The following is a 20,890-nucleotide window of genomic DNA, read 5'->3' as shown; positions in this document are numbered from 1 at the left end:
TTTATTTTATGAGGGGATAATGGAAAATAAAAAAACAAAAGGATTTACATTATTGGAGATTATGGTCGTTATTGTGATTCTAGGCCTGCTTGCTAGTTTGACAATCCCTAGTCTGATGTCTAATAAAAATAGAGCGGACCAACAGAAAGCATTAAGTGATATTAGTGCACTAGAAAATGCATTAGATATGTATAGATTAGATAACGGGTATTATCCTACCGAGCAGCAAGGCATTGCAACTTTAGTGACTAAATCCAATGTTCCACCACTGCCTCAGAGATACCCATCCGATGGTTATATCCGGCGTTTACCAATAGATCCATGGGGGAATTCTTACCAAATGAATAACCCAGGAACACATGGCCAGATAGATATATTTTCAATAGGACCTGATAGGTTACCAGCAACTGAGGATGATATTGGTAATTGGCCTACTTTACCTATTAGCGAGACGTCGATCCATGTTCCATAGTCAGAAAGGGTTTACTTTGGTCGAATTATTATTATCCATGATAATTATCTCAGGATTCTACTACTCTGCACTGATAACATTGCCTAAAGGCAGCGGGGTTGTGAAGAGTGAAGCTGAGAACCTCATGAGAGGATTACAATATATTAACCAGAGAAGTCGATATGAAGGCGGGGTATTTGGGCTTCAATTATCAGAGACACACTGGCGATTTTATAAATTTTGCTGCTATGATTGTCATGGCATAAAAGATAATTTAAAAATTAACACTAAAATGAATTGTATTTGGCAGAGTGCCGGAGAAAATAATATTCTAAGCAGAGAGTATTCAGATAAATTAATATCTAAACTTAATGTCCATGGTGAAGATATCATCATTGATAATGTCATTGGGGCTAATATTAAACCACAATTGATATTCTCTCCAGAGGAGGAGTATTCGGATTTTTTCTTGGTTTTAAAAAATGAAGAAAATACTGAATGTGTTGAAATAAAAAACAATATAGCAGGAGCAAGTATATTTATTCATAAATGAAATAGGGGGCGAACTGCGTAATACAAAAGGTTTTACATTATTAGAAGTGATAATTGCATTGACAATGTTTTGTATTGCTGGGTTGAGTATCATGAGAGTTATTAGTGAACGCTTAGTGTGGGTAAATATACTAGAACAGAGAATGATTTCTTCCTGGGTTGCTGAAAATATTTTAACGGAAATTAAAATATTAAAAATAGAGCAAACAAATGAATGGTTGGTGGGACAGGAGTTTATGGCTGGTCGGATCTGGTATTGGCAATCGAGAAGTATAAAACTTCAGGATGATAGAATGGTCATGGTCGTTGTTGAAGTGCGTAATAATAAGGAAAGTGAACATCCTGATTTTTTACTTGAAGGCTATATAAAAACTAATGATTAAACGTTCAGTTTGTGGATTTACTCTATTGGAGATGCTACTTGCTGTTGTCATTTTCTCAATGGTTAGTTTTATTATTTATTCATCCTTGAAAATCACTATTAAAAGTAATAATGTCATGGGGAATAAAGTACAAGGACTTATTAGGTTACACAGAGTTATTAGCCTATTAGAACGTGATGTTTCACATTCAGTCATGCATACAGGATCACAAAATGATTATTTTAGTAACGAAGGACGAATTATCGGTGTAGGTGTACTCGATAGTGACAGTTTCGGTATCTATATATTAAGAAATAACAAAATAAACACCGAGATATTTATTCATTATCAGCAGGAAAGACTCGGTTATCGATTGAAGGAAAATTGCCTGGAAAGATTATCTTACTTAACTTTAAAAAATACGAATAAAATGAAGGCTCAATCTTATTGCATTATCGAAGGGATAAATGACTTTCGTGTGAGAGTGTTTCATCAAGGGCAATGGTTAAATGAATGGAATAGGATTGACCGTTCTCCACAAGGCATTGAAATCACCCTTGATGTTAAAGGTGTTGGGGTGATTAGGCGAGTTATTCTTTTGCTAAATTAGGAAGAACTGTGAATCAACATGGCATTGCATTACTAATAGTTTTATGTACACTATTTTTAATGAGCACCATGGTAATGGTATCATATCATTATTGGTTCGATATCTACTACCTGGTAAAAAATAGTCAGCAACGGCAGAAGGAAAAATGGATATTACTGGGTGCCGAAGAAAAATTCGTGAGTGAATTAATAAAAAAAATATCATATGATAGTTTCCATTATAATGAGTTTAGGCATTCAGTCTCAGAGGGACAGATCACAACAGGTAAATGGAGTGTTAATATTAAGTCAATAGATAATACAAACTGCTTTAATATTAATGCATTGAGAACTAAAGTTTCCAATCCCGAAAAAATAATTAAGACTTATCCATGGCGGGTTTTTAAATACTTGTTGTTAATCAGTGGGGTGGAAATAAAAGAAACACAGGATACTCTAGCAAGATTAATTGATTTATATCGTTCAAGCCTCATCTTTGAACAGCGTAATAATGGACTATCGATGTTAAAAAATATTCCCTATGAGGTAGATGAAATTAATATTTCATCCAATATGAGTCGAGATGATTTTTTAAAAATAGCACCAATGCTCTGTATCCGACGTGATAGAGAATTATTAGTTAACATCAATATGCTAGAAGTGGAGAATAGTCAGTACCTACAAGCTGTTTTACTCAATACAGTCACTGAAAGAGATATTTATGATGTTATTTCAGCAAAGCCTAATAAGGGGTGGGGGAGCACTTTTTTATTCTATAGTTTATTGACATCGTATTCAACGATGAGTGATAGAGATGTCAATAAAAACATTTTAGATAAACTAACCGTAGATGAGTATTTTATTAATTATATCTTTAGAATTGATTCTAAAGATAGTTATTATCAACTAATTAGTTTTATTCATGTTGTCGGTAAGACAATAACTGTTTTACAACGGAGATATAGTTTTAGTGAGCAACATAATTGATGGCGTAAAGTCAACATTTACACTCCTTATTCGATTGGGGGAAACAGAATATGAACCTATCTATTGGTATGTTGAATCACAGGATAAGAAACTAATCCGATATGGAAAAATTAATGGACTTGCTGACTTAGGAGATTTAGCATTATATGCTAATGATGTTGTCAAAATTTTGGTCCCCGCAAGCCAAATTGTTTTTAGACGCTTAAATGTTAATTTAAATAAAGTAGCGAATAATATAAAATCAATAGCCTTTTCGATTGAACAGTCTATTTCTAGTTATGTAGACAATTTTCATATTGTGATATTAGATCAAGATAAAACGTTTTGCCATGTTGCCGCCATTGAACATGCATTGATGAACCGTTGGTTGTCCTGGTTAAAAATAAATGGGATATCAGCATGTTGTATAATACCTGACGCTTTTGCCCTGCCATTTTTTAACAATGAATGGAGTGTTATAAAAATTGATAGTAACTGGTTAGTTAGAAATAATGAAATGTCTGGTTTTTTAGTTAGTTCGAGTGTTTTGGAAAACATACTTATGATAGTAGAACCCACCGTTACCGTTAATGCTTTTAGCCCAGCAGATATTAAATGGGGTAATTGGCAGTCACTAGACTATAGCGATCCTATGTTAGTTATGGCAAAAAGTTTGAGGAGTACTCATGTTAATCTATTGAGTGGGAAATATAAATATGCTGAAAAAATAATAGTAGAGAATGGTGTTTTTTTACGTTTTGCCAGTTGGTTTTTTCTCTTGTTTTTAGTAATGAACTTAAATGGTTGGTATCAGGGTTACAAAATAGTAAGGGATACGGAGACCTTAGGTAAGGCAGCACAAAATTTTTATGCTGAGTTTTTACCCCCTGCATATCATGAAGGAGATATTAATACGAACTTCAATAAATATATTTTAGATCTGGATCTTAAAAAAGACAGTATCAGTTTTATAAAGTTATTAAATGCTGTAAATTATTATACAAGTGATGAAAGTGTAGATATGCATAGTTTTAATTTCAATTATATTAAAGGTGAAATATCCATTGATATTGAAGGTGATGATGATTTAATAAATGAAATGATAAATAATAAAACTAATCTATTCAATGCCAGACTTAAGGTAACTCGTTCTGGAGAAGATAAATTTAATATTAAGCTAAGCATCCAACCATGAGTTATGCTTCTTTTTTACAGCAATTTTTTTCTGCAAAGAAAAGAATACTACTGCTTTACATTATTATTATTTCTATTGCTATAGTGTATTATGTTGCCAATGGAGTAATTGAAGTTAGAAAAAAAAATTTATTGGTAAAATATAATGAACTAAGTTTTCATTTTCAGGAGCACTCTATCATGGCGAAAAAATTTAACATAAAAAATAATAAAGAGAGTAAGGGTATTGATGTTGAAGTGAATAAATCATTTGAAAATAGAAATATAATATTCACTGCCTCTTTACTTGATGATGATAAATTTTTGGTGGAAATAAATTCAGCTAAATTCTCAAGTTTACTTGATGCCATTATTGATGTTTCAGATAAATATGGTATTGATGTATATAGTGCGAATATATATACTCACCAGGATTATGATAATGGATATATTTCGGGTGAGATTATATTCTTTAAGTAAACCACTCTGGATAATAGAGATAAATATGATGGGTATACACGATTACTTTGTTGGTTATTTGATTATTGGTGCCGTGGTGGGAAGTTTTCTTAACGTTTTAATATATCGATTACCTATTACGTTAGCCAATTGTTCACCTCAATATGAATTGCACGATCAGGAAGTGGGTATATTTTCTCATTTAAAAAGCATTAATTTATTTCAACCTGGTTCTTTTTGTCCCCATTGCAATGAGTCAATACCAATAAAATATAATATACCGATACTTGGTTGGATTTTTCTGCGAGGTGTCAGCCGTTGTTGTAATAAAAAAATAAGCATTCGCTATCTATTTATTGAAATATTAGCTGTCATTCAAACACTCCTGGTTCTTATGATTTTTCAAGAAGACTTACTTATCTGCACTAGCTTGGTGTTAATTTGGACACTTACGGCATTGGCATTTATAGATTTCGATACCTACCTCCTTCCTGATTGCATGACAATACCTTTGCTGTGGCTTGGTCTTCTTATCAATATAGATACGCTTTTTACACCACTGAGCTCTGCGGTACTGGGTGCTGTCAGTGGATACCTTTTTTTGTGGCTATCATATTGGTTGTTTAAAATAGTAAGAGGTGTCGATGGAATGGGCTACGGTGATTTTAAATTAATGGCCGCATTAGGTGCTTGGTTTGGTGTGAGTGCAGTACCTTTTTTAATATTATTTTCTTCCTTGTTTGGTATTGTTGCATATGCTGTTTTTTATCTTTTCGATAGAAAAGAGAATGGAAAAGAGATTAATCACATCGCATTTGGCCCTTATATTTCGTTTGCTGGTATTCTATACTTGTTTATTGGTAGTCATGTGACTAATTTATTTTTTCAATAAACGGGATTAATAGTTCCTCTAACTCCAGACACTTAGTGTTTTTAGCGGTCAAATCTGATTTGATGTCTTGATATAGAAATTCACTTTTATTTATGATTTCATTGTGATATTTAGATGTCGTAATTTCACCCTTTAGATTGGCTATTTTAATTGCAGAGTTAATAATTTCTTGTTTATTTGGAATTTCTTTGAGGTTACAGTCTTCTTTTAAAAAATGTAATCCAGCCGTCAGTGCTGTGAGTTGATTGATTATCTCCTCATTAGGTTTGTTTTTTTCACTGTTTATTTGGCACCCAAATAATACAGGTGAAAAAAACACTATTAATTTTATATTTAATTTTGACATGATTATCTCTGGTGTAAACGAATGGTTTTATAATAAAAGCATAGGATAAGTACAGTGACAATAACAAATTAAATTAGGTGAGTTTGCTTTTTACGTGATTTTTTGTAAATTTATAATTAGTGGGTTTTTATTGATATACTTTTTAAATACATCACTGGCGCAACAGTGTTTTTTCATATTTTTGTTTTAAATATAAAAAATAGATTAGTTAATGAATATAATTAATATTTTTTTGTTATGCTTATATCAAGCACTAACATTTAATTACTCAAAATAATAAGAATATAATGAATACAATAGTTATTAATGATATTTTTTTTACCCCACAAAAAAGAACGATTGATAGGAATGGAAAGGTAACTAAAATAAGAAACAAAGAATCAGAACTGTTATCTTTACTTTGTGACTATTATCCAGAGTCTATGTCAAGGGAGGATATTGAAAAGAGATTATGGGAGGGGAGTTATGTTACTGATAATACCTTAACTCAGACGATCAGTAATCTACGTCATGCACTTGATGATAAAAAGCATGAGTTAGTGATTACTATTCCCAAAAAGGGGTATCGTATAGGTGTTAAACCTGAAATCTTCATAGAGGGTGAAGAACAATATCAACATTATGATAAAGTTGAAGTAATAGGCTCTACTGTGGATAAAATGACAATATCTTTTTTAAAAGGAAAAGTGTCATTTTATAGAGGTAGCCTATTTATACTTGGCGTTATTTTCTTCTTCATATTTTTTAATGTGGCTTTGAACTTTTATCAAGTGAAATTAGTAGACGTTAACTCTTTGCCTATATTAATTAATTTGGATAAGGTACACGATAAAAAGTTTTTATCTGTTTATCAGAAATATCCTTATGTTTTACTGAAAAAGAGAAAAGATGGTGGCTATGTTGTTTGTAAACGTCAGGGAGACGAACTGGTATGCGAAAAAAAATAATTTATCCGATATTACTGTCTGTTCTACTCGGAGGAGGGATAGGCACAACGATTGGCGTTATTTATGCTTATATACATCCGATGAAAAATCTTGAAGGTTACTGGGAAGAAAATTATCTATTAAGTGCTGATAGTGGTAATTATCATGCTTTTTCCCGTATCAATATTATTAATCGCTCGATACAATCGTCTGTGGATGTTTATGATGACCGCGACCAAGTAAAAGCCAGATGCAATGTTCTATTTGATATCCATAATGCTAATAATAATATTTTCTATGTTAAGATGCTGTCCATTTATTTCGTCGATAATGAAGATAAAATTCTTAGTGACTTCCTTAACACTCCTTATGATGTAAGTCATCCAATTTTTTATCGTTTGGATGCTAATACTATTTTGATCGAGCAATCTCAAGGGCATCCGGTTAATAGTACTCGATTACTAGTTCGTGCTAATATATAACATGTGGTGGTTGTGATTGATAATTTATGACGAGTATTAAATGACCTCATTAATTTTATTTAGCTGTCACAGTATAATGATGTTGTTGCTGAAATATATCTGTCATATTGAACTGCTAGCATGGATATATCTATTATGACCAAATGTGAATAAAATGTTTTCACGCATGAATTATGTGTTTAAAAAATATCTTGGCTACATTATAAGTAAATTTTCGTTTTCTGAATCTAGATTGGGAATATTATTTGGTTTTACTTTAGTGATTAGTCTGTTTTCTTTGTTGCAGATCTTCTCCATAGGCTATTTATCTCATATTTTAAATAGTACCAAAACGAATGTAGAGATAACACACCGTAATCATCAGCAAGAGGCGTTGATGGATCGTGCGCGGATAGAACTATTAATTGCCAGTGACAAACTGAATCGTGCTGGTATCTATTATATGGAAGATAAAGAGACCGGCTCTGAAGGCAGTTGGCAAAGTCTTCTCAATGAGGCATTGCAGTCCTTGCAGCAATCTCAGGACAGCTATCTGCAGTTGCAGGCGGTTTCCGCCCAAGACAGTAGGCAAGACAAGAATTGAGTGAACTTAAGGAGAGCTACCATCAGTTGGTTGTATCAGGGGCTGGTTGAACTAGCGCAGGGGTTAGCGCAAAAGCACAATATTGATACCTTCTTTGAAGTACCTATCCAGGGCTTTCAGAGCGACTTTACCGAGAAGTACTACCGTTATTTACAGGAAAATGAAAAGGGCAGCAGTGTGATGGATGAGCAACTCTTGTCCTCACTGTCTTCAGCTAAACAGATCATTATTGGTGCTCTGGCCATATTGTTGGTACTGGCTTTCTCTGCCTGGCTAGGTGTCACCCGTTGGATGATTGCACCCTTAAACCACCTTATCTCACGTATCAATAAGATTGCTGCCGGGGATTTATCATACCGTATTGAAGACACGTCTTTTGCTTGCCGAGAAATTAGGCAACTAACTTATAGCGTACGGCATATGCAAGAAGGGCTAGTTGCATTGGTTAGCCAGGTTCGAGGAGGTGCTGAGGTGATCCTGACCGGTATGAACCAGATTACGACTGATAACCATCGTCTCTCTGAACAAACGCACTCACAAACTCAATCATTGGCGGTGACGGCGCAAAGTATGCAGCAGCTTACCGTCAGGGTTAAACAAAACTCCATGAGTGCCGAGCAGGCGAATCATCTGGTGAATGAAGCTAGAGATACGGCCAGCGAAGGAGGAGAGATGATGTCTAATGTGGTGAGTTCAATGGCCGATATTTCCACGGGTTCACGGGAGATAAGCGAAATTATTACGCTCATTGAGTCGGTTGCTTTTCAGACCAATATTTTGGCATTAAATGCAGCAATTGAAGCCGCTCATGCAGGTGAACACGGGCGTGGGTTCTTTGTAGTGGCACGTGAGGTCGGTACATTGGCTCACCAAAGTGGCCATTCAGCACAAAATATTAAGCGCCTTATTCAGCGTTCTGCCAACTCAGTTTCTGCGGGGGTCTCGTTGGTTAATCGTTCTGGTGAGAATTTACAGGCTATTATTGATGTGGTGAAGAAAGTCACCGATTTAATGGCGGAAATAACTACTGCATCACATTATCAAAGTAAAGGAATTGAGGCGATGGCCGCGCAGGTAGAGATGATTAATGACGCAACAAAACAGAATGCAGCATTGGTTGAGCAATCTGCACACGCATCAGAAGTCTTACAACAGCAGACTTTACAGCTTAATCGGTCAGTGGCTCGCTTTTGTTTACCTGTAGAAAAACGCTCTCCTCTACGATTAGCAAAGGAGAGCGCGGTCGCTGCTATTGATTCACTGCGTTAGTTAACCTATTAATCCAACCAGGTTGATTACCGAAATAATCGCCTGCGGGTAAAACCGCCATCGTGCCCGCAGCATCTTGCAATATAAATGTTGGGAAGCCGTGCCCTTGCACTTTTGCTAACAAGGTTCTGCTTTCCGCAATATGTTGTGCAGCATGTTTTTGGGCGATGTTAAAAGCATTAATAAAAGCCTCTGTATTCAGGCCAATATCTGTGGCGAGCACGGTTAGTTCGGGGGTATCGGCAATGCGACGGCCTTCAACATAATGCGCCAGTTGGATACGATGCAGCATTTTAGCTCCATCACCCGCCAGTTCCTCTGCGGCCAAAATGGCGGTAATAGGGGGTGTAGAATCCATTATTGCCGAAGTATCATTCAGTAATTGGTTGAAGTAATTGTCGCCAAAAGTCTGTCCGGTCAATTCTGCAATACGTTTATCATGGGGCATAACATAGCTGCGCCATTGGCTATTAATCTGGCGGCGGTTTGTACCAGACATCATGCCACCCCCGTGCAATACCAGCGTCAAGCCTGGAATATTTTGAGCTGTTTGCACCAAGGGGGCTGCGCCATAGCACCATCCACATAGTGGGTCGAAAATATAGTGCAATGTTGTACCGAACATAGTGTGTTCCTCTGTGCTTCTTTTTAGCAATTCAATTTACGACTGATTCAACTTACCGTTTGATGATGTTTGCCGTTTTATTGCATTTATTTCTCTATTACATGTGCTGATTCTTACTGAGGCCATTTCATTTCGTTTTTCAATACCTTTGCACTTAATTCCAAACTTGATTCGTCTTTCAGTTCAGGGTAATGCTTCTTCATCACTGCGATCAGCTCAGCAGAATCTTTTGCTTTAGGAATTTCCGTATTTAACGTCGTTAAATAGTTTTGGGTAAATGTCACCGATTCTAAAGTTTGTGGGGCGTTACCGAGGAAATGCCCTGGGACGACGATCGCCGGTTTGAGTGCTTTAATTTTTTCCAGCGTTGTTAGCCAATTCTCGCGTGACTCTGGGGTTTGGGTATCCGCAACCCATAGATGGATATTACCGGAAACGGCGACACCACCAACCACCGCTTTCAGTGATGGGATCCAGACAAAGGTTTTCTCAGGTGATGGGCCATCTAAGCCTTCAACTTCAATTTGTTGCCCATCTACGGTGAAGCTCTTGCCTTGTAGAGGCTGTGGAATAATCACGGCTGTGGGAGCATTCTCTTTCAGAATGGGGCCCCAATAAGCCATTTTTCCGTCTTTGGTTGCCTTAATTTCTTCGATAGTTTGTGGTGTTGCGATCACCTTAGCTTGTGGGAAGGCTTTAGCGATGACATCCAAACCAAAATAGAAATCGGGGTCTGCCTGACTGATGTAAATGGTGGTTAATTTCTTACCGCTTTGTTGGATTTTTTTTACCAAGGCTTCGGCATCATTACGCTGAAATTGCGCATCAATCAGCACCACTTCGGTTTTTCCACTGATAATTTCAGAAGACACTGGGAAGATACTTTTTTCGCCAGGGTTATAGACTTCCATTTTCAACGGTTCAGTGGTGGCTGCTGTGGTGATGGTGGAAAAAGCCACGAGGCTTGTAAAGGTGATTTGTAATAGCGTTTTATTTAACATGTTTGATGTCCTGTTGGTCGTGGGGTATGTGATAGATAATAGATTGCATATATCGATAGAAAAACCCGATAATGAGCAATTATTTGTTGCATAAATCGAGCCAATCATGGATAGAGTCACCGCAGCACAGGTTTTTGTCGCGATTGTGGAGCGGGGGAGTATGATCGCCGCCGCAGAGGCTTTGGAGATGTCTAGGGCAATGGTGACACGCTATCTGGCTCAGATGGAGCAATGGGCGGGGGCGCGCTTATTGCATCGGACAACCCGTAAATTGAGCCTGACACATGCCGGTGAGGCGACGCTTGAGCGCTGCCGACGTATGCTTGAGTTTGCTCAGGATATGGATCTGGTTGAGGGGCAGGAAAGTGAAGAGTTGCGCGGTTTGCTACGTATCAGTTGTTCGCAATCTCTTGGGCAGAGTGCTCTGGCTATTGCGGTTGCTGAGTATTTACGCCGTTATCCACAGGTCGCTGTTGATTTACAGATGAATAACCGGGCGATCAATTTAGTTGAAGAACGTATTGATCTGGCGCTACGGATTACGAATGAATTAGATCCCAACTTAATTGCTCGTCCTCTTTCAACTTGTTATTCAGTCGTCTGTGCCTCACCCGCTTATTTATCTGTCCAAGGTATTCCCGAAAGCCCACAAGATTTAACGGTACACAACTGCCTGACGTACTCCTACTTCGGTGAGAGTTTATGGCATTTTGATCGGTTGGGGGTGAAATCATCTGTTGCCGTCAGTGGCAATTTGAGTGCGAATGAATCAGTAGTTTTACTGAGTGGAGCTTTAGAGGGCGCGGGTGTCACCTTGCAGCCGATCTATTCTGTAGCACCGTATATTGTCCGTGGTGAGTTAATTAAGTTATTACCAGATTATCAACCGCAGGCTATGGGTATTTATGGTATTTATGCTTCGCGCCGACAAATGCCAACCACATTAAGAACGATGCTGGATTTTTTGGTTGAGTGGTTTGCCACAAATCCTCAGTGGTTATCGACAATGAAGTGAGATGCTATCGATATGAAGTGCTATCGATATGAAGTGCTGTCGATAATAGAGCTAACAGGTTTGTTACATCATCAAACCTATTTTTATTATCAGCGATAGCATCGAGTTATTGATTATTTCATATACGTTGCGTGTGAATTAACGTGTTTTTACTTACCAGGCTATTTATAACGTCATTCATTAACTGGTTATGATTCGTCAATTTATGTAATATCCTTGTTACTTGAGATCACCGTTCTCTCTTTACCTGAAGCAGTGACTTTGATTGTCTTACCTCTTAATTCTACTCACTACACCGTGTCCATTAATGAATCATTATTGGCGGTAAATTGATCTGCCTGCCACTGAGTGTGGGTGGATATTGTCTGACTGGGAGCTTGTTAGTTGGACCAGTTATTCACTGTTGGCGGCGGAAGTTACACTATTTTTATGGTCAGCAGCCGCATTTTCCGCAGTGCCTGCGTTGCAAATTAATGTCGTCGCTTATGGTAAAAAAGCCCCTAATCTGGTGTCAACGCTGAACATTGCGGCCTTTAATGTGGGCAATGCCTTAGGGGCGTGGGTCGGGGGCGTTGTGATTGCCAAAGGTCTTGGTTTGACGGCGGTGCCGCTGGCCGCCGCGGCACTGGCGGTCATGGGTTTGTTGCTGTGTCTATTTACGTTTTCCCGCGCGCGTACTATTGGGAATAAAATGGCTTAGCACGCAGGGGCAATGACTGTTGCCAGACGCTGTTGGAAAAGCGTTGTCTGCTGTTTTAAGTGCCCGACAAACGTATCGACCAAGGTGGATGATGGGCGATGTAATGGCTGAATTAAGCTAACGGTAAAAGGAATGTCGACACTGAATGGCCGGACACAAACCCCCGAGCCACAGCTTTTGCTAAGGTAATCTAGTGCGGTAAGGGGATTGACTATCGATACCCCCACCCCTTCACGCACCATGGCGCAAACAGATGCTGCACTGTGGGTCTCCATAACTAATCGGCGGGTGACCCTTTCCTCCGCAAACAGGTTATCTAATAGCTGACGGTAACTGTCGGTGACTGACAGGCTGACAAAATTTTCCCCGCTGAAATCCTGTGGTGTCAGCACCGATTTCTCTCGCAACGGGTGATCGGCAGGTAATACGCAAACTTCATTGACCGTCATAAGGGTATGGCGTTGGGTACCCGCGGGTGTTTGGGTATTTTCTGTTAGCCCTAAGTCATGACGTTGGGCTGAAAGCCACTCCTCCAATAATGGCGATTCCTGCGGAATGACATTCAGGCTGACCTCTGGATAGCGGTCAATAAAGGGTTTACATACCGCGGGGAGTAACGATTGAGAAAAGACGGGCAGGCAGGCAATGGAGAGTTGGGCATGTTGAAATTGGCGGATACCTTCAGCTGCCTGTTTGATACGATCCAAACCATAATATGAACGCTGAACCTCTTCGAATAACCGCAGCCCTTGCACGGTAGGATAAAGGCGGCCACGTACCCGGTCAAAAAGCTTGAGTTGCACCAATTGCTCAAAGCGGGCCAATTCACGGCTGACGGTCGGTTGTGATGTTTGCAGTAACAACGCCGCTTCAGTCAGGTTGCCCGTTGTCATGACGCCATGAAAAATCTCGATTTGTCGTAAGGAAATCGCAGGCATTCTTACACTCCTGAAACGTGAACTGATCAATTCAACCCATATCATAAATGAATAGACTAAGGGTAAATAGATATTTTCCTAACAAATCCACAATGTTAATAATGAGGTATTCGCGGAGTCATTTTCGCAGCTCATTATTTAGATATTATTTGGTACATTATTCAGCACATTGATGAGCTCGAACATTAATGGCTAACACAATTAGGAAATACCTATGCCACGCGCACTGAATGACAGTTCTTCAGCACTGACTGCCCAAAATCTGATTGCCTTGCCTGAGCGTTTTGGTTGCCCGGTGTGGGCCTATGATGGTGATATTATTGCTGAGCGTATTAATCAATTACGCCATTTTGATGTTATCCGCTTCGCGCAAAAAGCCTGTTCGAATATCCATATTCTGCGCCTGATGCGTGAGCAAGGCGTTAAGGTTGATTCGGTATCTTTGGGTGAAATCGAGCGTGCATTGCACGCGGGTTATCAACCAGGGCAGGAACCTGCCGAAATTGTCTTCACGGCTGATTTACTGGATCAAGCGACATTATTACGTGTTACTGAATTGAATATCCCGGTAAATGCCGGGTCTATCGATATGTTGGATCAACTGGGGCAGCAGGCTCCGGGTCACCCTGTTTGGCTGCGCGTCAATCCGGGCTTTGGTCATGGGCATAGCCAGAAAACCAATACTGGCGGTGAAAACAGCAAACACGGCATTTGGCATGAAGAACTCCCTCGTGCAATCAAGAAGATTGAACACTATGGTTTAACACTGGTGGGGATTCATATGCACATTGGCTCAGGTGTCGATTATCAACACCTTGAGCAAGTCTGTGATGCCATGGTTCAGCAAGTGATTACCTTAGGGCAGGATATCAGTGCTATCTCCGCTGGCGGTGGGTTATCGATCCCCTATCAGTTTGGCGATGATGTGATTGATACTGAACACTATTATGGGTTATGGAATAGCGCCAGAGAGCGAATTGCTGCTCATTTGGGCCACCCGGTTAGCCTTGAAATTGAACCAGGCCGCTTCCTGGTCGCAGAGTCAGGTGTATTGATCGCTCAGGTTCGTGCTGTTAAGGATATGGGGCGCCGGCATTATGTCTTGGTTGATGCCGGATTTAACGATCTGATGCGCCCAGCGATGTATGGCAGTTATCACCATATTTCATTGCTTCCTGCGGATGGGCGCGACCTGACGTCAGTTCCGCTGATTGATACCGTGGTTGCTGGCCCACTTTGTGAATCTGGCGATGTCTTCACTCAGCAAGAGGGCGGAGGCGTGGAGACCCTTGCTCTGCCTGCTGCGGTCATTGGCGATTATCTGGTCTTCCATGATACGGGCGCTTACGGCGCTTCGATGTCATCTAACTACAACAGCCGCCCGTTATTACCTGAAGTGCTGTTTGAAAAGGGCCAACCGCGCTTGATCCGCCGCCGTCAAACTATTGAAGAATTGATTGACTTGGAACGCGTTTAATCGGCGTCATCCCGTAGGCTTGGCGGGCTGGCCACCGAGTGACGGCGAACCAGCGTTGGGCTGAACATATTGGTAATTTCGGGTAACGGTGTGTTGTTGGCCAATGCGAGCGCCAACTCAGCGGCTTGAGTGGACATCGCAACGACTGGGTAACGGATTGTCGTCAGGCGTGGGCGCAAGTAACGGGAGATTAATACATCATCAAAACCGATGAGTGAAATCTCCTGTGGCACATCAATACTGTTATCACTGAGAACCGATAACGCCCCGGCCGCCATTGAGTCGTTATAACAGCTTACCGCGGTAAAGTGTTTACCACGGCCGAGTAGATCGGTCATTGCCTGCTCACCGCCGAGTTCGTCGGGGGTGCCGTAGGTAATTAAACGCTCATCAACCGGGAGATCAAATTCTTTCAACGCATCCAAATAGCCTTGCATCCGGTCAAGCGCATCAGAAATCTGATGATTGGAGCAAATGAACGCTACCCGTTTGTGCCCCTGCTGGATGAGATGGCGAGTTGCCAGCCAGGCGCCATAGCGGTCATCTAATGCGATACAACGGGGTTCGAAGCCCGGTAAGGTGCGGTTAATTAACACCATGCCAGGAATTTGTTCCATTAATGACGTCAGTTCGTCATCGGATAATTTTTTGGCATGTACCACCAGCGCAGCGCAGCGGTGGCGAATGAGTTGTTCGATGGCCTGACGCTCTTTTTCGGCATCATGGTAACCGTTGCCAATTAACAGGAAATTACCGGTGGCATACGCGACTTGTTCGACGGCTTTCACCATCGCACCGAAGAAGGGGTCCGATACATCAGACACAATCATACCGACCGTTTCTGTCGATTGTTGCGCCAATGCTCGGGCGTTGGCATTTGGGTGGTATTGCAGTTGTTCCATAGCCTTGCACACTGCCACGCGTGATGCTTCACTGGCTTTGGGGGAATGATTTATAACACGAGATACCGTTGCGACGGAAACCCCCGCCAGCTTGGCAACATCCTTTATAGTGGCCATTTTTGTTTTAGAGATCCTCAGGGTAACCGCTTACATCACTCAGTTTTGCGGAAAATAGGATTGCCCGCAAGGGGGGATGGTCGCAACTTAGTAAGAAAAACCAAAGAAAAGGAGATTAGCAGGATGGCTTGTCGCGTTTGTTTGCTATCGCGACATCGCCAAAAATGACTATATGCCGCCCCACTGGCTCAGAGCAATAAAACCGCAGGTCGTGAAACGCTGTATATGCATCTGCTGGATGCGGCCAGCCGTGATATTACCGAAGGCAGTCAGGTCCAGGTTAGCAACTTACGCGGTCACTGTCTGGCGGGGGTCAGTATTACTGATGGGGTTACCCGTGGGGTAGTATTGATGGCAACCGAAGCCTGGTTTGAACCTGGTTTTGGGGGCAAACGGCATAAAATTGAACAATCCGGTAACCCAAATGTATTGACTCTGGATATTGTGACATCTCGATTGACTCAAGGCCCAAATGCGATGAGCTGTTTGGTCGAGGTGGCGCTTTATGAGTAGATTGTCTTTCGTTTGCCGCCTTCCTGTAACTCGAATTATTTAGGGTATATTCGCCAAAAAGCCACTCGGGAATGTATTTCTCTGGTGGCTGAAATGCGATGCTACTCACGGTTTACCTCATTTATATATTAATGAATTACAAACTTATTTCGCTTTCCTGACAATGGTCACTCCTGCTTACACTTTGCGCGTAAATGTTGCGATTCCTTGCTGGCTGTGCTCTCACCGAACCCGCTACAGTAGTGATCCCAGAGGTATTAATTGGTGAATAATCAACATTCGCTGTATATCAAAGATCGTTTTTTATTTGCACCGACCTACGCAGATGCGTAGGTTTTTTTTTAGGTACGCTTTCCTAACCACATTGTTCGTGTGCTATTAACGACACATCAGTCATTATTATAGTATTCTCTATTTTTCAAATTCATTGAGTTATAGGGATATAGACATGGCTTATCGCTTATTGCGTGCTCTTTTTCGTGGGTTATTCCGTGTCACCATTGATGGTGTCACCGACCAATTTAAGCATGAAAAATTAATTATTACGCCCAATCACGTCTCTTTCCTCGATGGTGCTTTATTAGCGCTATTTCTACCGATCAAGCCAGTATTTGCTGTCTATACCAGTATTACTGACACCTGGTATATGCGTTGGCTAAAGCCTCATGTGGATTTTGTTGCGCTGGATCCGACCAACCCGATGGCCATTAAACATCTGGTCAGAATGGTCGAACAGGGGAGGCCGGTAGTCATTTTCCCTGAAGGGCGCATCACCGTGACCGGTTCCTTGATGAAAATTTATGATGGGGCGGCATTTGTTGCGGCAAAATCAGGTGCGGCGGTGGTCCCTATCCGTTTAGATGGCCCTGAATTTACTCATTTTGGGCGATTGCAGGGCGTGCTAAAAACACGCTGGTTCCCAAAAATCAGTATTCATGTGTTACCGGCCACCACCATTCCTATGCCACAAGCGCCACGCTCGCGCGAACGGCGAGTTCTGGCCGGTGAGCACCTGCATACCATTATGATGGCGGCCCGCATGGCCACGGTGCCACAGGAAACGCTATTTGAAGCGTTGCTATCGGCACAAACCCGCTATGGTCGCTTTAAACCTTGCATTGAAGATGTCGCATTTAAAGAGGACAGCTACCAGACGCTACTGAAGAAAACGCTCGGTGTGAGCCGTATTTTGCAACGCTTTACCGTGCCGGGTGAGCATGTCGGGATGTTGCTGCCCAATGCCACCATTACTGCGGCTGCTATTTTTGGCGCATCGTTACGTGGGCGAATTCCGGCACTGCTCAATTACACCTCGGGCGCTAAAGGGCTACAGAGTGCTATCACTGCGGCTTCACTTAAAACCATCGTCACCTCGCGCCAGTTTTTGGAGAAAGGCAAACTGACACACCTGCCGGAACAGGTCAATGAGGTGAGCTGGGTCTATCTGGAAGATTTAAAAGACACGGTGACACTGGCTGATAAGCTGTGGATCTTATTCCACTTGTGCTGCCCGCGCAGAGCGATGTTGCCGCAGCAAGCTGATGACAGCGCGTTAATCTTGTTTACCTCCGGATCGGAAGGTAACCCTAAAGGCGTGGTGCATTCTCATGCCAGTTTGCTGGCTAACGTCGAACAAATCCGAACCATTGCTGACTTCACGCCGCGTGATCGCTTTATGTCATCATTGCCGCTGTTTCATGCTTTTGGCCTGACGGTTGGATTATTCACACCACTGATGACCGGCAGCCGAGTATTCCTTTACCCTAGTCCGCTGCATTATCGTGTGGTACCTGAACTGGTATATGACCGTAACTGTACCGTGCTATTTGGTACCTCAACATTCTTGGGGAATTATGCGCGCTTTGCCCATCCATATGATTTCGCCCGCTTGCGTTATGTGGTTGCTGGCGCTGAAAAGTTGGCTGAAAGCACCAAACAGATTTGGCAGGATAAATTTGGTATCCGTATTCTGGAAGGGTATGGCGTAACCGAGTGCGCGCCCGTTGTGGCGATTAACGTACCAATGGCGGCTAAAGTGAACACGGTAGGGCGCATTTTACCGGGGATGGAAGCCCGATTGATTAACGTACCGGGGATTGCTCAAGGTGGCCGCTTACAATTACGCGGCCCTAATATTATGCGTGGTTACTTACGGGTAGAGAATCCCGGTGTATTGGAGCAGCCATCAGCAGAAAATGCTCAGGGTGAACTTGAAGCTAATTGGTATGACACCGGTGATATTGTGACCCTCGACGAACAAGGATTCTGCGCGATCCGTGGCCGGGTGAAACGTTTTGCTAAGTTGGCTGGGGAAATGGTATCACTGGAGAGCGTTGAACAATTGGCAATAAGCCTTTCACCGGAAGGGCAACATGCAGCAGCGGCTAAAACTGACAGTGCGAAAGGTGAAGCATTGGTGCTGTTTACCACTGACAGTGAGATAACCCGTGAACGGTTAATCAAAGCGGCACGGGAAAGTGGTGTGCCTGAACTGGCGGTGCCGCGCGATATCCGGGTCGTGAAAGCTCTCCCCTTATTAGGCAGCGGTAAACCTGACTTCGTCACGTTGGGCAAAATGGCACAAGATCCGGAGATGAGCGTATGAGTCAGGACGTATTAGCAGATAAGCCTTTGTTATCTCGGAGCATGGTCGCGGTACTCTGTGCTCAGTTTTTCTCCGCTTTCGGGGATAATGCCCTGCTGTTTGCCACATTGGCATTGATTAAACAGCAACTTTATCCCGACTGGAGCCAACCCATTTTACAGATGGCATTTGTCGCGACTTATATTGTTCTGGCACCGTTCGTCGGGCAGATTGCCGATGGTTTCGCCAAAGGCCGGGTAATGATGGTGGCTAATGGTTTGAAATTGGCTGGCGCTTTGGTTATCTGTTTTGGTTTAAATCCGTTTCTGGGGTATAGCCTGGTTGGGGTGGGAGCGGCAGCCTATTCACCAGCTAAATATGGCATTCTGGGGGAAATCACCTCTGGTGAGCAGTTGGTGAAAGCAAACGGAATGATGGAAGCCTCGACGATCGCCGCGATCTTACTTGGCTCGGTTGCCGGGGGGATACTGGCAGACTGGCATTTAATGGCCGCATTAGGGGTTTGCGCCTTGGTCTATGCGATTGCGGTAATAGCCAATTTATTTATTCCACGTTTGGCCGCAGCACGTTCAGGCGCTTCATGGCGTCCACGGGCGATGACAGGCAGCTTCTTCACCGCTTGTCGTCTTCTCTGGCAGGATAGCGAAACTCGCTTCTCACTGGCGGGTACCAGCCTGTTTTGGGGCGCAGGTGTGACGTTGCGCTTCCTGTTAGTGCTTTGGGTCCCTGTGGCGCTTGGCATTGCCGATAATGCGACACCAACCTTGTTAAATGCCATGGTAGCGATTGGGATTGTGGTGGGTGCGGGTGCCGCCGCCCGCTTTGTGACGCTAAAAACAGTGAAGCGTTGTTTACCGGCTGGCGTGCTGATTGGCGTGATGGTCACCATATTCTCCCTGCAAAACAGTATGCCGATGGCTTATCTGCTGTTGATTATCATTGGGATTTTGGGGGGGTTCTTTGTGGTCCCACTCAATGCGCTGCTACAGGAGCGTGGTAAACACAGCGTTGGGGCTGGGAATGCTATTGCCGTACAGAATTTGGGCGAGAATACTGCGATGCTGTTTATGTTGGGGCTTTACTCGCTAGTGGTCAAATTAGGTGCCCCTGTTGTGGCGGTAGGTGTCGGTTTTGGTGTGGTATTCGCGCTGGCTATTGCTCTGTTATGGGGCTGGCAGTGGCGGCAACAGCGCCAGAAAACGCGTCAGCCTGAATGATATGATTCGTCTGTCATCTGAAAGGATCTCAAGGAGATCCTTCAGACTGCTGACAAATATCGCCTTTTGAAATATCGATTATATTAATTTCAATGAGTTGCTTCACCTGAGATTTATATTCTTTAGATAAAGCCACTTGTTTTTGTTGATTAAAGATTAAAAATGTTTGCTTGTGAAATTTAAAAACCGGCATGCCGTCTCCTTTAAGCAATTTCTGAACAGGGATATAATAATGACCAAGAGTCTGTTTAATACACTTCACCGTTTAACCTCAACTTCCACAGCGAACGAGTTAACAAAGCACACTCCTGAGCAATTACTTGTCTGGGCGCAAGGATGTATGCTTGAAGGCTTACCGGACCAATTTTATGAAGCCTTTATTGAATGTATCCAGTGCCAGACTGAAGACGGAAAACGAAGGCTAGACATTTCTCATAAATTTAAGATAGCCGCTGATTCTGAGTATCAGAATTTCCAACCTGCAGATGACTTATATCCTGCCCAATGTATAGAACAAGCCCTTGAAGGAAAACAATGGAGCAAAGCGAGATTAACATTTAGCCCTGATAACGCATCTTTTTCATGGCAGTAATAATATATATGTACAATTCCATCTGAGATTTCCCATACCAGTTTCACCCACTAAATACTGACATCAACAATTACATCGTTGACCAAAATGAAACTATTTTTCTCTCCGTCGTGGGCATTTTGTCAATACTATGAAGGCC

20 protein-coding genes and 4 pseudogenes are annotated in these 20,890 nt (G+C 42.0%); 18 read left to right on the top strand and 6 right to left on the bottom strand.

All coding sequences use genetic code 11. The features are described 5' to 3' along the window. The first annotated feature begins 19 nt into the window (after positions 1–19). Genes gspG through AC971_RS08345 form a run of 8 tightly spaced genes read left to right on the top strand, consistent with a single transcriptional unit; the run spans position 20 to position 5,443 of the window. Positions 20–472 (top strand): type II secretion system major pseudopilin GspG, encoded by a 453-nt coding sequence (gspG, locus tag AC971_RS08380; RefSeq protein ID WP_025381049.1) that lies wholly within the window; start codon positions 20–22, stop codon positions 470–472. Beyond that, positions 414–1,004: a pilus assembly FimT family protein gene (locus tag AC971_RS08375; protein WP_269429546.1), complete on the top strand. Its 591-nt coding sequence runs from the start codon at positions 414–416 to the stop codon at positions 1,002–1,004. The genes gspG and AC971_RS08375 overlap by 59 nt, the downstream gene beginning before the upstream one ends. Beyond that, a complete protein-coding gene (gspI, locus tag AC971_RS08370) occupies positions 997–1,386 on the top strand; it encodes a type II secretion system minor pseudopilin GspI (protein WP_309598777.1) in 390 nt (129 codons plus the stop codon). Before AC971_RS08375 ends, gspI begins: the two co-directional genes overlap by 8 nt. After that, a complete protein-coding gene (gspJ, locus tag AC971_RS08365; protein WP_025381046.1) occupies positions 1,379–1,975 on the top strand; it encodes a type II secretion system minor pseudopilin GspJ in 597 nt (198 codons plus the stop codon). The genes gspI and gspJ overlap by 8 nt, the downstream gene beginning before the upstream one ends. 8 nt (positions 1,976–1,983) lie before the next feature. Beyond that, positions 1,984–2,940 carry a type II secretion system minor pseudopilin gene (locus AC971_RS08360; protein ID WP_025381045.1) on the top strand — a complete coding sequence of 319 codons (957 nt, stop codon included), beginning with the start codon at positions 1,984–1,986 and terminating at the stop codon, positions 2,938–2,940. Next, positions 2,924–4,114, top strand: coding sequence for a type II secretion system protein GspL (gene gspL / locus AC971_RS08355; protein WP_025381044.1), 1,191 nt, complete (start codon positions 2,924–2,926; stop codon positions 4,112–4,114). The genes AC971_RS08360 and gspL overlap by 17 nt, the downstream gene beginning before the upstream one ends. Next, complete coding sequence (locus tag AC971_RS08350) at positions 4,111–4,572, top strand: hypothetical protein (RefSeq protein ID WP_025381043.1); 462 nt, start codon at positions 4,111–4,113, stop codon at positions 4,570–4,572. The genes gspL and AC971_RS08350 overlap by 4 nt, the downstream gene beginning before the upstream one ends. Before the next feature lie 28 nt (positions 4,573–4,600). After that, positions 4,601–5,443 carry a prepilin peptidase gene (locus AC971_RS08345; protein ID WP_038402328.1) on the top strand — a complete coding sequence of 281 codons (843 nt, stop codon included), beginning with the start codon at positions 4,601–4,603 and terminating at the stop codon, positions 5,441–5,443. Here AC971_RS08345 and gspS read toward each other — a convergent pair. Continuing rightward, positions 5,424–5,789 (bottom strand): type II secretion system pilot lipoprotein GspS, encoded by a 366-nt coding sequence (gene gspS / locus AC971_RS08340; RefSeq protein ID WP_025381041.1) that lies wholly within the window; start codon positions 5,787–5,789, stop codon positions 5,424–5,426. The two genes, AC971_RS08345 and gspS, sit on opposite strands and share 20 nt — an antisense overlap. A gap of 287 nt (positions 5,790–6,076) precedes the next feature. Here gspS and AC971_RS22880 point away from each other — a divergent pair, with 287 nt between their 5' ends. From AC971_RS22880 to AC971_RS08325, 3 genes and pseudogenes are all read left to right on the top strand, one after another. Continuing rightward, a complete protein-coding gene (locus tag AC971_RS22880; RefSeq protein ID WP_025381040.1) occupies positions 6,077–6,736 on the top strand; it encodes a winged helix-turn-helix domain-containing protein in 660 nt (219 codons plus the stop codon). Positions 6,737–6,816: 80 nt separating this feature from the next. Beyond that, positions 6,817–7,197 (top strand): hypothetical protein, encoded by a 381-nt coding sequence (locus AC971_RS23840; protein ID WP_174407874.1) that lies wholly within the window; start codon positions 6,817–6,819, stop codon positions 7,195–7,197. Positions 7,198–7,351: 154 nt separating this feature from the next. Continuing rightward, positions 7,352–9,049, top strand: a pseudogene (locus AC971_RS08325) (methyl-accepting chemotaxis protein). Here AC971_RS08325 and AC971_RS08320 read toward each other — a convergent pair. Both AC971_RS08320 and AC971_RS08315 read right to left on the bottom strand, forming a co-directional pair. Next, positions 9,030–9,674, bottom strand: a complete 645-nt coding sequence (locus tag AC971_RS08320) for a DsbA family protein (RefSeq protein WP_025381038.1) — start codon at positions 9,672–9,674, stop codon at positions 9,030–9,032. The pseudogene AC971_RS08325 and the gene AC971_RS08320 overlap by 20 nt on opposite strands. 113 nt (positions 9,675–9,787) lie before the next feature. Then, positions 9,788–10,675 carry an MBL fold metallo-hydrolase gene (locus tag AC971_RS08315; RefSeq protein ID WP_025381037.1) on the bottom strand — a complete coding sequence of 296 codons (888 nt, stop codon included), beginning with the start codon at positions 10,673–10,675 and terminating at the stop codon, positions 9,788–9,790. A 106-nt stretch (positions 10,676–10,781) separates the two neighbouring features. On the opposite strand from AC971_RS08315, the gene AC971_RS08310 reads away from it, so the two are divergent. Further along, positions 10,782–11,690 (top strand): LysR family transcriptional regulator, encoded by a 909-nt coding sequence (locus AC971_RS08310; protein WP_025381036.1) that lies wholly within the window; start codon positions 10,782–10,784, stop codon positions 11,688–11,690. Positions 11,691–12,066: 376 nt separating this feature from the next. Beyond that, positions 12,067–12,390: pseudogene (locus AC971_RS08305) on the top strand (MFS transporter); the annotation flags it as partial. Here the strand turns inward: AC971_RS08305 and AC971_RS08300 are convergent. Continuing rightward, entirely contained in the window at positions 12,387–13,328 is a 942-nt protein-coding gene (locus AC971_RS08300; protein WP_025381034.1) for a LysR family transcriptional regulator, read from the bottom strand. The pseudogene AC971_RS08305 and the gene AC971_RS08300 sit on opposite strands and share 4 nt — an antisense overlap. A 214-nt stretch (positions 13,329–13,542) precedes the next feature. Here AC971_RS08300 and lysA point away from each other — a divergent pair, with 214 nt between their 5' ends. Next, entirely contained in the window at positions 13,543–14,805 is a 1,263-nt protein-coding gene (gene lysA / locus AC971_RS08295; protein ID WP_025381033.1) for a diaminopimelate decarboxylase, read from the top strand. On the opposite strand, the gene galR is transcribed toward lysA, so the two are convergent. Further along, positions 14,802–15,824, bottom strand: a complete 1,023-nt coding sequence (gene galR / locus AC971_RS08290; protein WP_025381032.1) for an HTH-type transcriptional regulator GalR — start codon at positions 15,822–15,824, stop codon at positions 14,802–14,804. The two genes, lysA and galR, sit on opposite strands and share 4 nt — an antisense overlap. Positions 15,825–16,001: 177 nt before the next feature. Here galR and AC971_RS08285 point away from each other — a divergent pair. The 3 genes and pseudogenes from AC971_RS08285 to lplT form a co-directional block, all read left to right on the top strand. Next, positions 16,002–16,337 (top strand): annotated as a pseudogene (locus AC971_RS08285) (molybdopterin dinucleotide binding domain-containing protein); the annotation flags it as partial. A gap of 448 nt (positions 16,338–16,785) precedes the next feature. Further along, a complete protein-coding gene (gene aas / locus AC971_RS08280) occupies positions 16,786–18,942 on the top strand; it encodes a bifunctional acyl-ACP--phospholipid O-acyltransferase/long-chain-fatty-acid--ACP ligase (RefSeq protein ID WP_025381030.1) in 2,157 nt (718 codons plus the stop codon). Next, positions 18,939–20,159, top strand: coding sequence for a lysophospholipid transporter LplT (lplT, locus tag AC971_RS08275; RefSeq protein WP_002209842.1), 1,221 nt, complete (start codon positions 18,939–18,941; stop codon positions 20,157–20,159). Before aas ends, lplT begins: the two co-directional genes overlap by 4 nt. 55 nt (positions 20,160–20,214) lie before the next feature. Here the strand turns inward: lplT and AC971_RS25085 are convergent. After that, a pseudogene (locus AC971_RS25085) lies at positions 20,215–20,307 on the bottom strand (hypothetical protein); the annotation flags it as partial. Between the two features lie 192 nt (positions 20,308–20,499). Between AC971_RS25085 and AC971_RS08265 the strand changes: the two are divergent. Continuing rightward, positions 20,500–20,751, top strand: coding sequence for a hypothetical protein (locus AC971_RS08265; protein WP_025381028.1), 252 nt, complete (start codon positions 20,500–20,502; stop codon positions 20,749–20,751). Positions 20,752–20,890: the final 139 nt, after the last annotated feature.

This window comes from Yersinia similis, from assembly GCF_001053095.1.
GTDB classification, from domain to species: Bacteria; Pseudomonadota; Gammaproteobacteria; order Enterobacterales; family Enterobacteriaceae; genus Yersinia; species Yersinia similis.
This window is presented reverse-complemented; position numbering and strand designations above follow the sequence as displayed.

Coding starts and splice junctions, on each gene's coding strand:
- gspG (WP_025381049.1), top strand. CDS start 20: ATGGAAAATAAAAAAACAAAAGGATTTACATTATTGGAGATTATGGTC.
- AC971_RS08375 (WP_269429546.1), top strand. CDS start 414: ATGATATTGGTAATTGGCCTACTTTACCTATTAGCGAGACGTCGATCC.
- gspJ (WP_025381046.1), top strand. CDS start 1,379: ATGATTAAACGTTCAGTTTGTGGATTTACTCTATTGGAGATGCTACTT.
- AC971_RS08350 (WP_025381043.1), top strand. CDS start 4,111: ATGAGTTATGCTTCTTTTTTACAGCAATTTTTTTCTGCAAAGAAAAGA.
- AC971_RS08345 (WP_038402328.1), top strand. CDS start 4,601: ATGGGTATACACGATTACTTTGTTGGTTATTTGATTATTGGTGCCGTG.
- gspS (WP_025381041.1), bottom strand. CDS start 5,789: ATGTCAAAATTAAATATAAAATTAATAGTGTTTTTTTCACCTGTATTA.
- AC971_RS22880 (WP_025381040.1), top strand. CDS start 6,077: ATGAATACAATAGTTATTAATGATATTTTTTTTACCCCACAAAAAAGA.
- AC971_RS23840 (WP_174407874.1), top strand. CDS start 6,817: ATGAAAAATCTTGAAGGTTACTGGGAAGAAAATTATCTATTAAGTGCT.
- AC971_RS08320 (WP_025381038.1), bottom strand. CDS start 9,674: ATGTTCGGTACAACATTGCACTATATTTTCGACCCACTATGTGGATGG.
- AC971_RS08315 (WP_025381037.1), bottom strand. CDS start 10,675: ATGTTAAATAAAACGCTATTACAAATCACCTTTACAAGCCTCGTGGCT.
- AC971_RS08310 (WP_025381036.1), top strand. CDS start 10,782: ATGGATAGAGTCACCGCAGCACAGGTTTTTGTCGCGATTGTGGAGCGG.
- AC971_RS08300 (WP_025381034.1), bottom strand. CDS start 13,328: ATGCCTGCGATTTCCTTACGACAAATCGAGATTTTTCATGGCGTCATG.
- lysA (WP_025381033.1), top strand. CDS start 13,543: ATGCCACGCGCACTGAATGACAGTTCTTCAGCACTGACTGCCCAAAAT.
- galR (WP_025381032.1), bottom strand. CDS start 15,824: ATGGCCACTATAAAGGATGTTGCCAAGCTGGCGGGGGTTTCCGTCGCA.
- aas (WP_025381030.1), top strand. CDS start 16,786: ATGGCTTATCGCTTATTGCGTGCTCTTTTTCGTGGGTTATTCCGTGTC.
- lplT (WP_002209842.1), top strand. CDS start 18,939: ATGAGTCAGGACGTATTAGCAGATAAGCCTTTGTTATCTCGGAGCATG.
- AC971_RS08265 (WP_025381028.1), top strand. CDS start 20,500: ATGCTTGAAGGCTTACCGGACCAATTTTATGAAGCCTTTATTGAATGT.